The sequence below is a fragment of the Xanthomonas sp. BRIP62418 genome (assembly GCF_003993495.1).
Taxonomy (GTDB): Bacteria; Pseudomonadota; Gammaproteobacteria; order Xanthomonadales; family Xanthomonadaceae; genus Xanthomonas; species Xanthomonas euroxanthea.
On sequence record NZ_QEZG01000049.1, the window covers coordinates 297,623 to 311,625 of the forward strand.

13 protein-coding genes are annotated in these 14,003 nt (G+C 68.1%); 5 read left to right on the top strand and 8 right to left on the bottom strand.

What is annotated here, in order from left to right; translation table 11 throughout:
* Window positions 1–50: 50 nt before the first annotated feature.
* The 3 genes from EO174_RS19725 to sufT form a co-directional block, all read right to left on the bottom strand.
* On the bottom strand, window positions 51–1,796 hold the full coding sequence (locus EO174_RS19725) for a S8 family peptidase (protein WP_126946816.1): 1,746 nt from the start codon (window positions 1,794–1,796) through the stop codon (window positions 51–53).
* A gap of 315 nt (window positions 1,797–2,111) precedes the next feature.
* Window positions 2,112–3,197, bottom strand: coding sequence for a branched-chain amino acid aminotransferase (locus EO174_RS19730; RefSeq protein WP_126946819.1), 1,086 nt, complete (start codon window positions 3,195–3,197; stop codon window positions 2,112–2,114).
* Between the two features lie 64 nt (window positions 3,198–3,261).
* Window positions 3,262–3,816, bottom strand: a complete 555-nt coding sequence (gene sufT / locus EO174_RS19735; RefSeq protein WP_016900709.1) for a putative Fe-S cluster assembly protein SufT — start codon at window positions 3,814–3,816, stop codon at window positions 3,262–3,264.
* A gap of 175 nt (window positions 3,817–3,991) precedes the next feature.
* Here sufT and EO174_RS19740 point away from each other — a divergent pair, with 175 nt between their 5' ends.
* Window positions 3,992–4,411 (top strand): hypothetical protein, encoded by a 420-nt coding sequence (locus EO174_RS19740; protein ID WP_126946822.1) that lies wholly within the window; start codon window positions 3,992–3,994, stop codon window positions 4,409–4,411.
* Window positions 4,412–5,148: 737 nt separating this feature from the next.
* On the opposite strand, the gene EO174_RS19750 is transcribed toward EO174_RS19740, so the two are convergent.
* Together EO174_RS19750 and EO174_RS19755 are read right to left on the bottom strand one after the other, a co-directional pair.
* Window positions 5,149–6,606, bottom strand: coding sequence for an NAD(P)(+) transhydrogenase (Re/Si-specific) subunit beta (locus tag EO174_RS19750; RefSeq protein ID WP_126946828.1), 1,458 nt, complete (start codon window positions 6,604–6,606; stop codon window positions 5,149–5,151).
* A complete protein-coding gene (locus tag EO174_RS19755; protein WP_119129683.1) occupies window positions 6,603–6,908 on the bottom strand; it encodes an NAD(P) transhydrogenase subunit alpha in 306 nt (101 codons plus the stop codon). The genes EO174_RS19750 and EO174_RS19755 overlap by 4 nt, the downstream gene beginning before the upstream one ends.
* 123 nt (window positions 6,909–7,031) lie before the next feature.
* Between EO174_RS19755 and EO174_RS19760 the strand changes: the two genes are divergently transcribed.
* Genes EO174_RS19760 through EO174_RS19770 form a run of 3 tightly spaced genes read left to right on the top strand, consistent with a single transcriptional unit; the run spans window position 7,032 to window position 8,433 of the window.
* A complete protein-coding gene (locus EO174_RS19760) occupies window positions 7,032–7,595 on the top strand; it encodes an RNA polymerase sigma factor (protein ID WP_115676227.1) in 564 nt (187 codons plus the stop codon).
* A complete protein-coding gene (locus EO174_RS19765) occupies window positions 7,592–7,936 on the top strand; it encodes a hypothetical protein (RefSeq protein ID WP_126946831.1) in 345 nt (114 codons plus the stop codon). Before EO174_RS19760 ends, EO174_RS19765 begins: the two co-directional genes overlap by 4 nt.
* A gap of 5 nt (window positions 7,937–7,941) precedes the next feature.
* Window positions 7,942–8,433: a DUF3106 domain-containing protein gene (locus EO174_RS19770; RefSeq protein ID WP_126946948.1), complete on the top strand. Its 492-nt coding sequence runs from the start codon at window positions 7,942–7,944 to the stop codon at window positions 8,431–8,433.
* A 188-nt stretch (window positions 8,434–8,621) separates the two neighbouring features.
* Here the strand turns inward: EO174_RS19770 and EO174_RS19775 are convergent, their stop codons facing one another.
* A complete protein-coding gene (locus tag EO174_RS19775; protein WP_126946834.1) occupies window positions 8,622–9,713 on the bottom strand; it encodes an NAD(P) transhydrogenase subunit alpha in 1,092 nt (363 codons plus the stop codon).
* Window positions 9,714–9,832: 119 nt separating this feature from the next.
* Window positions 9,833–10,432, bottom strand: a complete 600-nt coding sequence (locus EO174_RS19780; RefSeq protein ID WP_119130795.1) for a TetR/AcrR family transcriptional regulator — start codon at window positions 10,430–10,432, stop codon at window positions 9,833–9,835.
* 125 nt (window positions 10,433–10,557) lie between these two features.
* Here EO174_RS19780 and EO174_RS19785 point away from each other — a divergent pair, with 125 nt between their 5' ends.
* Window positions 10,558–11,421: an alpha/beta hydrolase gene (locus tag EO174_RS19785; protein ID WP_119130794.1), complete on the top strand. Its 864-nt coding sequence runs from the start codon at window positions 10,558–10,560 to the stop codon at window positions 11,419–11,421.
* A 159-nt stretch (window positions 11,422–11,580) separates the two neighbouring features.
* On the opposite strand, the gene EO174_RS19790 is transcribed toward EO174_RS19785, so the two are convergent.
* Window positions 11,581–13,938, bottom strand: a complete 2,358-nt coding sequence (locus EO174_RS19790; RefSeq protein WP_119130793.1) for a DUF1631 domain-containing protein — start codon at window positions 13,936–13,938, stop codon at window positions 11,581–11,583.
* Between the last annotated feature and the right edge of the window lie 65 nt (window positions 13,939–14,003).

Consider the following 14,003-nt stretch of genomic DNA (forward strand, 5'->3'; position numbering starts at 1 on the left):
CGGCACCGGATCGGCACTGCCCGGCCATGGCCAGGCAGTGCCGACGTGCCTCAGTAGCTAGCGCGCAAGGTCACGCCGGAGAACGTGCTGTACGCCTTGACCCGCACGTAGTACGTGCCCGACGGCGCACTGATGCTGCAGGTCTCGGCATTGCCGCTGCGGTACGGGCGGCAGGTGTAGGTGGTGTCGGTCGGCGCACTGCCGGCACGCACGTACAGGTCTGCATCGCCGCTGCCGCCGCTGATCGCCACGGTCAGCGTGCCGCTACCGGCCGGCACCGCGATGGTGTAGTTCAGTTCCGCACCCGTGGCCGCGCCCAGTCCGGTAACCGGCGTGCCGTTGGTCAGGGTGTTGCCGGTGCCGCCACCGCCGCCACCGTTGCTGCCACTGATGGCGGCGGTCACCGCCGCATCGGCATTGACGATGCCGGCACCGCAGCCGCCCGAGCAGGCGCCCGGCAGCGCACGCGCGGTGTTCTTCAACAGGGTTTCCACGGCGGCCGGCGTGAGTGCACTCGGCGCGACCGACTGCACCAGCGCGACCACGCCGGCCACGTGCGGCGCCGCCATCGAGGTGCCGTTGTAGGAGGCGTAGCTGGCGCTGCCCGGCGTGGTGGTGCCGCTGTTGAGCGTGGACAGGATCGCCGAGCCCGGCGCCGACACGTCGATCCCGGTGCCGAAGTTGGAATAGCTGGCCTTGGCGCCGGCCGAGGTGGTGGCTGCCACTGCGATCACGTTGGCGCAGTTGGCCGGCAGCGAACCGGACACGTTGACGGAATCGTTGCCCGCCGCCACCACCACCGTGGTGCCGCGCGAGACCGCACCGCTGATCGCGTTCTGCATGGTGGCCGAGCAGGTGCCGCCGCCGCCCAGCGACATGTTGATCACTTCGGCCGGGTTGGCATTGGCCGGCACGCCGCTGACGCTGCCGCCGGACGACCAGACGATGGCGTCGGCGATATCCGACAGCGAACCGCCGCACTTGCCGAGCACGCGCACCGGCACCACCTTGGCGTTGTAGGCAGTGCCCGCCACGCCGGTGGTGTTGTTGGTCACTGCGGCCACCGTGCCGGCCACATGGGTGCCATGCCAGCTGGAAGTGGCGGCGGGAATGCCGGTGCCGCACTCGTTGGCGGCGTACCAGTCGCCTTCGTCGGCGGGATTGCTGTCGCGTCCATTGCCGTCGCGCGCGGTGGTGGCATCGCTGATGAAGTCGTAGCCCGGCAGGATGTTGGCGTTGAGATCGGCATGGGTGGTGATGCCGGTATCGATCACGGCCACCACCACATTGGCGCCGGTGGCCTTGTCCCAGGCCGGGCGGATATTGAGGCCGGCGTTGCTGGTGCCGAAGGCCCACTGCTCGGACAGGCGGGTGTCGTTCGGGGTCAGCGTGGCGTGCAGGATCTGATCCACCTCCACGCTCTGCACGTTGGGGTCGGATGCCAGCTGGCGCATCAGGGTTTCGGCTTCGGCGCGGTCGAGTGCGCGGTCGGTCCTGACCAGCTCCGGTCCCACCGCCAGGCGGCGCACCGAGTTCAGGCCCAGCGCCTTGCCGGCCTTGGCCGGAACAGCGCGCGCGGCGGTGCGCAGCGACGTGCTCAACGCGGTGGGACTGGCCAGCGCGGTGCTGCCGTCCTTGTAGGTCACGATGAATTTCTGGTGGGTCTCGGCGGTGGCCAGGCCATCCAGATAGACCTCACCGGCAAAGGCCGGGGTCGCCAGCAACAACGAGGTCAGCGCAGCCGCGCTCAGGATGGTGAGTGCGCGGGGGCACTTGCGGAAAGACTCGTTCGACATCGAATTCCCTTCTAGATCAAAGAGCACCGCCGTGGCGGTGGTAGCCGGTGCCGCCTTCCATAGGTCAGCACCGGGGTCCCGGATCGACCCCCTGTTATCGATCCGTTCAGCGAACCTACCGCACTGCAACCAGACTGGACAATAAGAAGTTCGCACTTTCTACAAATCAAATATCAGATTTGTGACACCGTACGGCACCGTTCAGTCAGTTGAAGACATGTTCGGACATGCATAGCCACACCCCTGCTGCGCTGCGCCCAAAAAAAAGGCCCCTGCGCGACTGCGCAGAGGCCTTTTTTGACGCGATGTGTTGGCTCAGGACAGACGCACCAGCCAACCATGGCGATCCGGGATGCGCCCATATTGGATATCGGTCAGCTCCTGGCGCAGCGACATGGTCACCTCGCCAGCCGGGGCGGACAGATCGCCGACGGCAAAGCCATCGCCCTTCAACTCGCCGATCGGGGTGACCACGGCGGCGGTGCCGCAGGCGAACACCTCGGTGATCTCGCCCGACGCCACGCCCTGCTTCCACTCGTCGATGGCGACCTTGCGCTCGATCACCTGCATGCCGCGGTCGCGGGCCAGTTGCAGGATGCTGTCGCGGGTGATGCCTTCCAGGATGCTGCCGGACAATTCCGGCGTCACCAGCGTGCCGTCCTTGTAGACCAGGAACACGTTCATGCCGCCCAGCTCTTCGATGTACCTGCCTTCGACCGGGTCCAGGAACAGCACCTGCGAGCAGCCCTGTGCATAGGCCTTCTGCTGCGGCAGCAGCGAGGCGGCGTAGTTGCCCCCGCACTTGGCCGCACCGGTGCCGCCCTTGGCCGCACGTGCGTATTCGGTGGACAACCAGATCGACACCGGCGCCACGCCCTTGGCGAAATACGGACCGGCGGGGCTTGCGATGACGTAGTAAGAGGCCTTGTGCGCGGCACGCACGCCCAGGAATGCCTCGTCGGCGATCATGAACGGGCGGAAATACAGGCTGGTTTCCGGGGCCGACGGGACCCAACCGGCATCCACCGCCACCAGCTGGCGCAGCGATTCGACAAACAGGTCGACCGGCAGTTCCGGCAACGCCAGCCGGCGCGCCGAGCGCTGCAGGCGCTCGCCATTGGCCTGCGGGCGGAAGGTCCAGATCGAACCGTCGGCATGCCGGTAGGCCTTGATGCCTTCGAAGATCTCCTGGCCGTAATGCAGCACCGAGGCGGCCGGATCCAGCTGCAGCGGGCCATAGGCGCGCACCTGCGCGTCATGCCAACCGAGCTCGTTGGTCCAGGAAATGGCGACCATATGGTCGGTGAAATGCAGCCCGAAGCCGGGCGCGGCCAGGATCACGGACAGCTCGTCGGCACTGCGCGGCGACGGGGAACGGGTGGAAGCGAAGGACACGGACACCGGAAGATTCCTGTATGGCGGGCGAAAGGACGCGGCGCCACCTCTTGGACATGGCGCCTGATGATCAGAGCATGCCGGTCTCAAGACGGGCTGCTTCGGACATCATATGCCGGCCCCACGGCGGGTCGAAGACCAGCTCGACGTCGGCTTCGGCAATGGTCGGGATCATTTCCACCTTGCTGCGCACGTCGTCGACCAGGATCTCGCCCATGCCGCAACCGGGGGCGGTGAGGGTCATCTTGACGTCCACCCGGCGCTGATCGTCTTCCTCGCGATGGCTGACCACCGCCTCGTAGACCAGGCCCAGATCGACGATGTTGAACGGGATCTCCGGGTCGAAGCAGGTGCGCAGCTGCTGCCACACCAGCGCCTCCACCTCTTCGTCGCTGGCATCGGCGGGCAGTTCCAGCCCCGGCGGGGCCTCCTTGCCGATCGCATCGCCATCCTTGCCGGCAATGCGGAACAGGTTGCCTTCGACAAAGACGGTATAGCTGCCACCCAGCGCCTGGGTGATATAGCCGTAACTGCCTGCGGGCAGGGTCACCGAATCGCCCTGCGGCACCATGACGGCATCGCAATCGCGTTCGAACTGGACGGGTTCGCTGCTACGGGAATACATGGGCTGGATATGGGGCCGCGGCGGGTGCGCGCAAGTCCGCCATTCTAGCCGACCACGGCAAGGCCGCTGCCGGTTGCCGGATGGAGCCAGCGACGACGCTGCATTCCATCGGCGCGCCCATCACCGCGCAAAGCACGTCGCGCGCCTTATCATGTGCGCACTGTCAGGAGCTCCAATGCCGCCCACCACCGCGTCCGCCAGAACCGCCCACTGGCTCTGGCCCCCGCTCCTGCTGCTGGGATGCGTCACCGCCCTGATCGCCTGGATGCTGATTGCGCTTGCCGCCGGCAACCAGGCCGGCTGGATGGCGGTACTGACGGCCCTGGAAATCGTCTGGATGCTGCGCCTGGGCACGCTGGGCGCCGGCCCGCTGCGCACCGGCGTCGCGATCGTGGCGACCGCGCTGATCATCGTCGGTGCCAACTGGGGTATCGCCTCGGCGCACCTGGGTGGTGCACTGGGCCTGGACCCGTGGACCTCGGCGCAGAAGATGGGCACCGGGCTGGCCTGGACCCTGCTGCAGCTGGCCAACAACGGTTTCGACCTGCTGTGCTATGCCGCCGCACTGGTCCTGGCGTGGTGGACGGCGCGCTGAGCCAGGCGCGTTTTGTTGCAATCGCCGGCGCACAGATGCGTTGAAGCGGCGGCCGCGCAGCTTCGGGTAACGCTACTGCTGCTGGGTGCTATGCGCTTTGTTGCGCTGACGCAGCGATGCCTGGAGAACTGTGCGACTTGGCTGCAGGGCGCTCTAGCTTGGCTGCAGGGCCCTTGCCCGCCCACCATCGCGGGACACGCCGCAAGTACGTCCTTGTAGGCTCCGGCGCGGCATCCATGCCGCTCAGGGTCCCGCGACGGTGAGCGGGCAAGGACCTATCGAGTTGGTCGGTGTGCATGGTAAGAGCAGTGCTGGATGCGCCTCCATCATGAAGCGTCGGCTCCACGTCTGATGCACACCGCGCTACAGACAGCTTTTCAAACAAGGGCCGGCCAACTGCCTGGTGCGGTGTTCTTGCCGGTTGCCGGACCGTATGACGGCATGGATGCCGCCACCGAGCCCCCCATGGATGTGTTCACGTCGTGTCCCGCGAGCGGTGAGGGCGCCGCGCCCTCACTAGCCAGGCTTTTGACTATCTGCAAAGACACCGCTGCGACTCGAAAGCCCGGTGCTTTTCTGAAAGCTCCGCGTCCTGCTCGGGACTGGCTGGACACGGCGAACAGTTCGACTTGGCGCGACTGTCCTGCAACGCCGCTACACGGGCCCATGTGCTGAGGACGGCGCCGCTTCCACGCATGACGTCACAGACGCATCCACCTGATCCGTCGCACGAGGCCTCAGTGCCCGCCCCCGTCCAGCGCCTTCAGCTCGCTGACCAGCGCACCGGCCGCTTCCGCGCCATCGCCGTACAGCATGCGGGTGTTGTCGGCGTAGAACAGCGCGTTTTCGATGCCGGCAAAGCCGGTGCCCTTGCCGCGCTTGATCACCACCGTGTTCCTCGAATTGACCACGTCCAGGATCGGCATGCCGTAGATCGGACTGGCCGGGTCGGTCCTGGCCACCGGGTTGACCACGTCGTTGGCGCCGATCACCAGCGACACATCGGTGCTGGCGAACTCGGGGTTGATGTCGTCCATGTCGGCGATCAGGTCGTAGGGCACGCCGGCTTCGGCCAGCAGCACGTTCATGTGCCCGGGCATGCGCCCGGCGACCGGGTGGATCGCGAACTTCACCTTGACCCCGCGCGCGATCAACCGCTGCGCCAGCTCCCAGATCTTGTGCTGCGCCTGCGCCACCGCCATGCCGTAGCCGGGCACGATCACCACCCGCTCGGCGAACGCCATCATCGCCGCCACGTCGCCGGCCTCGATCGGCTTCTGCGCACCGCCGATCTCCTGCGCCTGGCCGCCGCCACCGAAGTTGGAAAACAGCACGCCGCTGATCGGCCGGTTCATCGCCTTGGCCATCAAGCGGGTCAACAGGATGCCGGCCGCGCCGACCATCATGCCGGCGATGATCAGCGCCTCGTTGCCCAGCACGTAGCCCTCGAACGCCACCGCCAGGCCGGTGAAGGCGTTGTACAGCGAGATCACCACCGGCATGTCGGCGCCGCCGATCGGCAGCGTCATCAGCACGCCCAGCGCCAGCGCCACCACGAAGAAGGCGACGATCGCCAGTGGCTGCAGACTGCTGGCCGCCCAGATGCCGAGCACCAGCACCGCCAGTGCCACCAGCAGATTAAAGGCCTGCTGGCCCGGAAATGTCACCCGGCGGTCGAGCCGGCCATCCAGCTTGGCCCAGGCCACGATCGAGCCGGACAGCGACACCGCGCCGATCGCCGAGCCCACCACCGCCAGCACCACGGTGGTGGTATCCGGCCGCCGCGCCGCCAGGTCGGCGATGGCCTGTGCACTCCAGTGGGTGGTATCGCGGTTGGCGAAGAAGGCAAAGCGCAGCAACTCCACTGCCCCGATCGCCGCCGCCGAGCCGCCGCCCATGCCGTTGTACAAGGCCACCATCTGCGGCATGTCGGTGATGGCGACCTTCCTGGCCGACCACCACGCCACCCCGGTGCCGATCGCCAGCGCGGCCAGGATCAGCGGCACGTTATGCAGTTCGGGCAGGAAGAACGTCGCCACCGTGGCGATCAGCATGCCCAGCCCGGCCCAGCGGATGCCGCTGCGCGCGGTCAGCGGCGAGGCCATGCGCTGCAGCCCGAGCAGGAACAAGGTCGCCGCGACCAGATAGCTGGACTTCACCAGCCACGCCAGCAACGCGGCGGTGGAGACGTTCATGGCGCGTCCCCGCCCGGCGGCTTCCTGCTGGACCTGAACATGTCCAGCATCCGCTCGGTCACCACGTAACCGCCGGCCGCATTGCCCGCACCCAGCATTACCGCGACAAATCCCAGCGCCTTTTCCAGCGTGGTGTCGGCATGCCCGAGCACCACCATCGCGCCGATCAGCACGATGCCGTGGATGAAGTTGGAGCCGGACATCAGCGGGGTATGCAGGATCACCGGCACCCGCGAGATGATCACGTGGCCGGCGATGGCCGCCAGCATGAAGATGTACAGCGCTACGAATCCGTCGCTCATCGTCGTTCGCTCCACTGGCCGGTGTGGCCCGCCGATCATACCCACGCCATGCGTGCCTGGGCGCGTGTCAACCGAATCGGCGCTCGTCCGTTGACGTCGTATCGTCTCCGCGGAAGCTACGCTGTGCTGGTGGGAACCCCTTTCGATCCGCAACCTGCCGCACCGGCCGCCACCGCGCCGGTTTCGCTGGACGCCTTCCTGGCCGGCATCGGCCCGCGTGCGTTCCGCTTTGCCGAGGCCGGCCTGCGTCACCGCGAGGATGCGCTGGACGCGGTGCAGGACGCCATGGTGAAGCTGCTCGGCTACCGCGAGCGCCCGGCCGCCGAATGGACGCCGCTGTTCTGGAGCATCCTGCGCAGCCGCATCATCGACCTGCAGCGGCGGCGCAGCTTCCGCCTGAAGTTCTGGGCACCGGCCGAGCGCGCCGACGACGAAGGCACCATCGACTGGGCCGACCCCGGCACCGGGCCGGTGGACGAACACCAGCATCAACAGGCCTACCAACGGCTGGTCGAGGCCTTGCGCAGCCTGCCGGCGCGCCAGCGCGAAGCGTTCACGCTGCGGGTGCTGGAAGACCTGGACGTGGCCACCACCGCCAAGGCGATGGGCTGCTCGGAAGGCTCGGTCAAAACCCACCTGTCGCGTGCGCGCGACGCGTTGCAAACACAGTTCGAGGATTTCCTGTGAACCGCTCCCACCACCCGGCCAAGCTGGATACGCAATTGCGCCAGCTGCATGCCACCGCCCTCACCAGCCTGCCGCCGCAGACCCTGGCGCGCCTGCGCCAGGCCCGTCATGCGGCCGCTCCCACGCGTTCCCGACGCGGTTACTGGTTGCTGGCGACCGCGTGTTCGGGGCTGCTGGCGGTCGGCATCGGCCTGCAGCTGCGTCCGGGCGAGACCGCCTCGCCTGCCTCCACCCCGACCCAGGCAATGGCCGGCGCCACCACCGATACCGACGACATGCTGACCCAGAATCCGGACCTGTACGTCTGGCTGGGGTCCGACACCGCCCTGGCCATGGAATAAGCATGATGACCCGCACCACCCGCCTGTTGTTGACCCTGCTGCTGTGCGCGGCGCCCTGCGCCTCCTTGCTGGCCCAGGCCCATTCCCCCGGACCGCCGGGACCGCCACCGCCGGATGGCCCCGGCCCGCGAGGACCCGGACCGCGCGCGGCAGAGACGCCAATGCCCGAGTGGGACGCGCTGACCCCGCAACAGCGTCAGGTGCTGATCGACGCGCTGCGCGAGCGCTGGAACGATGTGCCGGAAGAACGCCCGCGCATGTATCGCCACGCGCGCCGCTGGCTGGACATGACCCCGGAGCAGCGCAAGCAGGCCAAGGCCGGCATGGACCGCTTCCGCAACATGAGCCCCGAGCAGCGTCGCGAGGCCAAGGCCTTGTTCGACCGCATGCGCACGCTCAACCAGCAACAACGCAACGAGCTGCAGCAACGCTGGCAGAAGATGAGCCCGGCCGAGCGCAGCACCTGGTTGCGCGAGCATCCGCCAACCGACGACTGACGGCAGCGTCGCCGCGGCGAGCGCGGCACGCCATCGCTAGGGCGGCATCCCGGGCGCAGGTGGACGTGCGTGCGGCCACTGTAGGAGCGCGCTGGCCCGCGATGGAGCTTCATCGGTAACGCTCCATCGCGCGCCAGCGCGCTCCTACCCGGAAACGCCGACGCGCAAGGCGCATGGACGCGGCGGGGCTATGCAGTCGCTGTCGCCGACCAGCGTGTCTTGGCCAGCAGTTCGTCGTCCCAATCGAACGACAGCGCGCCATCCTTGATCAGCAATGCGGCGAACGCGTAGACGTTGCGCGCGAACATCTCGCTGGCGTGCACGGCACCCTGGCTGGGCAGATCGAGCGGGCCGGCGATCACCACGCCGTCGAGCTCATACGTTTCGCCCGGCCGGGTGGCGGCGCAATTGCCACCGGTCTCCGCGGCCAGATCGACGATCACGCTGCCGGCGCGCATGCCGTGCAGCATCTGCATGCTCAGGATCTTCGGCGCCGGCCGGCCGGGCACGGCGGCGGTGCAGACCACCACGTCCACGCCCTTGAGATGGTCGGCAAGACGGCGTTGCTGTTCGGCACGCTCCTCGTCGGTGAGCTGGCGCGCATAACCGCCCTCGCCGGCCGCGCTCACGCCAAGGTCCAGGAAGCGCGCGCCCAGCGAGGCGATCTGTTCGCGGGTTTCGGGGCGCACATCGAAGCCTTCGACCTGCGCGCCCAGCCGTTTGGCAGTGGCGATCGCCTGCAGCCCGGCCACGCCCGCACCGATCACCAGCACCTTGCACGGGCGCATGGTGCCGGCGGCCGTGGTCAGCATCGGAAAGAAGCGTGGCGCCAGCTGTGCGGCGATCAGCATCGCCTTGTAGCCCGCCATGCCGGCCTGCGAACTCAAGACGTCCATCGATTGCGCACGCGTGGTGCGCGGCAGCCGCTCCAGCGGGAATGCGATCAATTCATGCTCTGAGAAGGCCTGCGCGCGGGCAGGGTCGGCATCGGGCGAAAGCATGCCGATCAGCACCGTGTGCGGCTTGCACCGCAGCAGGACATCGATCGGCGGTCCCTGCACGCACAGCACCACGTCGGCCTGTCCCAGTGTGTGTGCGCCGGCCAGTTGCGCGCCGGCCTGTTGGTAGGCCGCATCGTCCATGCTGCTGGCGCGTCCGGCGTCCGGCTCGATCCACACGCTGGCGCCAAGCGCGACCAGTTTCCTGATCGTTTCCGGCGTTGCCGCCACGCGGCGCTCGCCGGCCGCCCGTTCTTTCAGCACCAGCACCTGCACAGCCATGGGTTGCTCCGGTCTCGCGCTCCAGTGGCGGCGATGCTAGCAGAGCCACGCACCGCCGCCGGGCGTGCGGACCGGCACGCGGCCAGCCAGGCCATGCCCGAGCAGGTCCGGCCCGTGTTTCAGGGTTCGAGCACGGCGTGCAGCAACGGCGCAAACACCACCTCCGGTGCGAAGGCCAGCAAGGCCGTGTGCTTGCGGTCGATCGCAAGCGAGGCATAGCCATGCACCGCGCTCCAGGCCAGCAGCGTGCGTTGCTGCAGCACGTCCGTGGCCGGGGCATGGCCGTGACGGGCGACCCACTGCGTCCGCACTGTCTCGCGCAGGCTCGCCATCGCCGCATCGCTGGCCTGCACGAGCCGCGGCAGGCTGCGCGGGCTCACCTCCAGCCCCAGCATCAGCCGAAACTGCTGCGGGTAGTCCAGCGCAAACCGCACATACCCCAGGCCACAGCCGAGCAAGGGGTCGGCCAGTTCCTGCTGGGCGGCACGAATGCAGGCGAGCATGCGTTCGTAGCCGTCGGCCGCCAGCTCCGCGAGCAATCCGTCCAGCGAACCGAAGTGATGCGCCGGAGCCGCGTGCGAGACGCCGGCGCGCCGCGCGCATTCGCGCAAGCTCAACCCACGCACGCCGGATTCGCTCAGCAGCTCCCAGCCGGCGCGCCGCAGCGTGGCCGGCAGGTCGCCGTGATGATAGGCAGCAGACGCATCGGTGCGCGACATGGCGGCTTCGTTTTTCGGGATTCCAGTGGAGCAGATCATCTTGACGATGACAAGATCCAACTGCAGACTCGCTGATCTTGTCACCAGCAAGATATAGCGCCTCCTCTTCCACAAGGATCCTTCCGATGAGCGCGTCCATCGCCAAACTGCGTCTCCGGATGCTTCGCGGTGTGCTGGCCGGCGCCAGCTGCCTGGCCCCTGGCCCGACCGGGCGCTATCTGGCGCGCCGTTTCGTGACACCTGCGCGTAAAGGGCGGCAGCAGGCGGCTGCCCTCGCGGCAACCTTGACCGACGTGCAACGCCAGACGCTGCACATCGACGGGTTCGACATTGCGGTGTACCAGTGGGGCGAGCTGAGCCAGCAACCGTATGTGCTGCTGTCGCATGGCTGGTCCAGTTACGGGCTGCGTTTTGCTGCATGGGTGCCGCAGCTGCGCGCACTCGGCTACGCGGTGCTGGCGTTCGATCAGGCCGCGCATGGCCTGAGCAGCGGACAGATCAGCAACATGCCGCATTTCGTGCAGGTCCTGCGCCAGATCGGCAGCCGTTTCGGCCGCCCTGCCGCCTTCATCGGGCACTCGATCGGCGCGGCAGCGGCGGTGTTTGCCAACGACCCGGCATGGCGGCCCGAGCGCTACGTGCTGATCGCGCCACTGGTCGAACCCAGCGCCAGTGCGCACCGCCAGTTTCGTGCCTCGGGGATCGCACCCGCCGCGTTTGCGCCATTCGAAAACTGGCTGTGCCAGCTCACCGGCCTGCGTTTTGCCGATCTCGACGCGAGCCTGCACCTGCCACAGTTCGATCGCCCGGCGCTGGTCATCCACGACCGCCGCGACCGCGAGACGCCGTGGGAGGAAGGCGCGCGCTTTGCCGCATTGTGGCCGGGCGCGCAGCTGTTCAGTACCGAGGGCCTGGGCCATAACCGCCTGGTCGATCACGCTTCGGTAATGGCGCGGGCGCTGGAGTTCATCGGCCCGGCAGCGCAGTAACTGCACGCGCGTTGTGCCGCAGGCGCGTGCTGCGGTGGTGCGATGCCCCCCGGCACGCATGCTGGACGAAGCCTCGCTTGCGCCGGTTGCGGTGCGCTGCATCGCAATCGTACGGCCCTGTGCTGATCAACCACGACGCGGCAACGCGGTGACTGCCGCTCAGTGCACCGTGCTGTTATGCAGCGGATCCAGCCGATCGATCACGCCCTGCATCGCGCTGTCGAACGCGCCATCGTTGATGTGTTCGCGCAGCCGGCCCAGGCGCACCATCACCGCCAGTTCCTCCGGCGAGGCGACGCAGAAGCGCACGCCGCGGCGATTGACGAACAGCAGCCGCTGCGAGATCGGACTCACCCACGACAGCTTGCCTGCCTGCACCTTGCCGTCCTTGTCGACGAAATCCAGCCAGGTGCCGATATCCATCGCGCGGAAACGCTCGGCATCGGCGCTGTCGATGCTCTGCGCCACCGCTTCGGCGCCGAGCACCACGCTGACGCTTTCGGCAGCCGGCGGCGGCAGATTGACCTGCGGCAGCTCCGGCAAGGCCTTTTCCAGCTCCGGACGCGCTTCGGCGATCGCCTGCAGGGTGTCGTGCAGCGCGCTGATCGCCACCACCACCGCATCACCGTGCAGGCCGATGCTGGCGAACACGCGATGCAGGGCCGGCTGCCAGACCTGCAGCCACGGCTTGCCGACGATGTGGCGACGTGCCTCGGCCAGTTCTTCGAGCACGCCGTCGGCCAGGGCGAGGGCCTCGAGGGTGCCGGGACCTTCGTCGCCGTCGCGCAGGATCGCCATGGTCAGGTGATGCAGCCACGGCTGACGCAGGAAATCCTCCACCGCCCCGGGCAGCGGCGTGCCGGCCTGGGTGCGCTGTTCCAGCTCCGACAGCGCGCGGCTGCGCGCCAGCTCGAGCTTTTCCTGGCCACGCTGGGTTTCGGTGGCGCGGCGCTCGGCGATCTCCACCCGGCGCCGGTGCTGGGACAGGAAATCGCGGAATTCCTCTTCCAGGGTCATGAAGATCGCCAGGTTCTCGTTGAACTCGGCCACCAGGCGGTCGACGATTTCCTCGACCTTGCCCATCAACACGCGCTCGGCGGCGCTGTCGCCGTTGTTGCCTTCGCAGGCCTCGGCCAGCGAGTTGAGCAGGCGCCGCGCGGGATGGGTCTTCTGCACGAACATCTTGCGGTCCAGCAGCGCGACCTTGACGAAGGGCACCACCAGGCGGCCGATCATTTCGCGCGAGCGGTTTTCCAGGTCGCGTTCGTCCAGCATCACGTCGAACAGCATGCCGACCAGATCGATCGCATCCTCGTCCATCGGGTCCAGGCGCGCGGTGGCCGGATCCACGCCCAGCCGGGTGGCGCTGGACAGCACTTCGTTCTTCAGCCGCTGGGCCAGCGATTCGGTGTCGTCGCCGATGGCCGCCTGCAGCGTCGCGCTCGGCGTGGCCTGCAGCAACGACAGCACCGACATCATTTCGCGCTGGCTCAGCGGGCGTTGCTGGCCCACCGCCACCGAGGCGGCAGAGGCGGCGTTGTCGCGCACGCTGCGGGTTTGCTGCAGCAGTTCGTGCAGCGCCTCCAGCAGCATGCCCTGGCTCCCGCCGGGATGATCGGCCTCGCCACCGTCCATGCCGCCCGCACCGCCGCCGTCGGCCTGGCCGCGCTGGGCGGCAGCCTGCATGCGGCCGCGGCTATGTGCCCAGCGGTCCAGAAAACGGTTGGCCCAGGCCGGTGCGTACTGGTCATTGAGATCGTCGCCGCCCATCTGCGCAGCAGCGCCCTGGGCCGCGGCCTGGACGCGCTCTTCGGGCGTCTCGCCCCGGGGCTGCGCGCGCGGCGGCGGGCGCTTGGGCTGGGAGATCTCCGGCATGACGCCGGCCTTGGCCAGCGTCTCGTCCAGACGCGCATACAGCTTGCCGATCGACTCGGCCAGGTCGCGCTCGCACAGCTTGATCAGCACCAGGCGCACTTCCGGCGCCAGGTCGCAGGTGGCGAAGGCTTCGTGGATCGCCACGCCCAGATGTTCCGGACCCAGCGGATTGGTATCGGCCACCAGCTCCAGGCCGCCGGCAATCCAGCCCAGGCGGCGGTCCACCCGCGCCAGCACCTGCTTGAAGTCGCGCAGCAGCACGGTGGCCAGATTGCGCACCGCCAGCCGCGACTCGAGCACGTGTTCGGGCACCAGGCTCAGCGGGCCGGTGCCGATGTCCCCTGCCAGGACCACCTCGGCCGACAAGGGCTCGCCCAGCAGCAACGCCTGCCAGCCGTCGTCCAGCTGCTGGCGGAACTGCGTGGCCACCTCGTCGCGCTTGCGGCGCAACTCGCGCATGCCATCGAGAAACAGCAGCTGCGATGCGCCGGCGGACTCGGCGCGATCGAACAGCACATCGTCGAAGTGTGCGACGGCAGCTGCGAACACCTGCGCGAGTGGGGGCACGAACACGGCGTGCGCCTGTTCGAGCAAGCGTTGGTCACGGCCCGGATGTCCCGACGGACTGGGCTGAAAAGTCATGCGCAAAGGCTCCCCGCCCCTGCAGGCGTGAAAATATTCAAACGAGAAACAGCAGACGCGGCCCC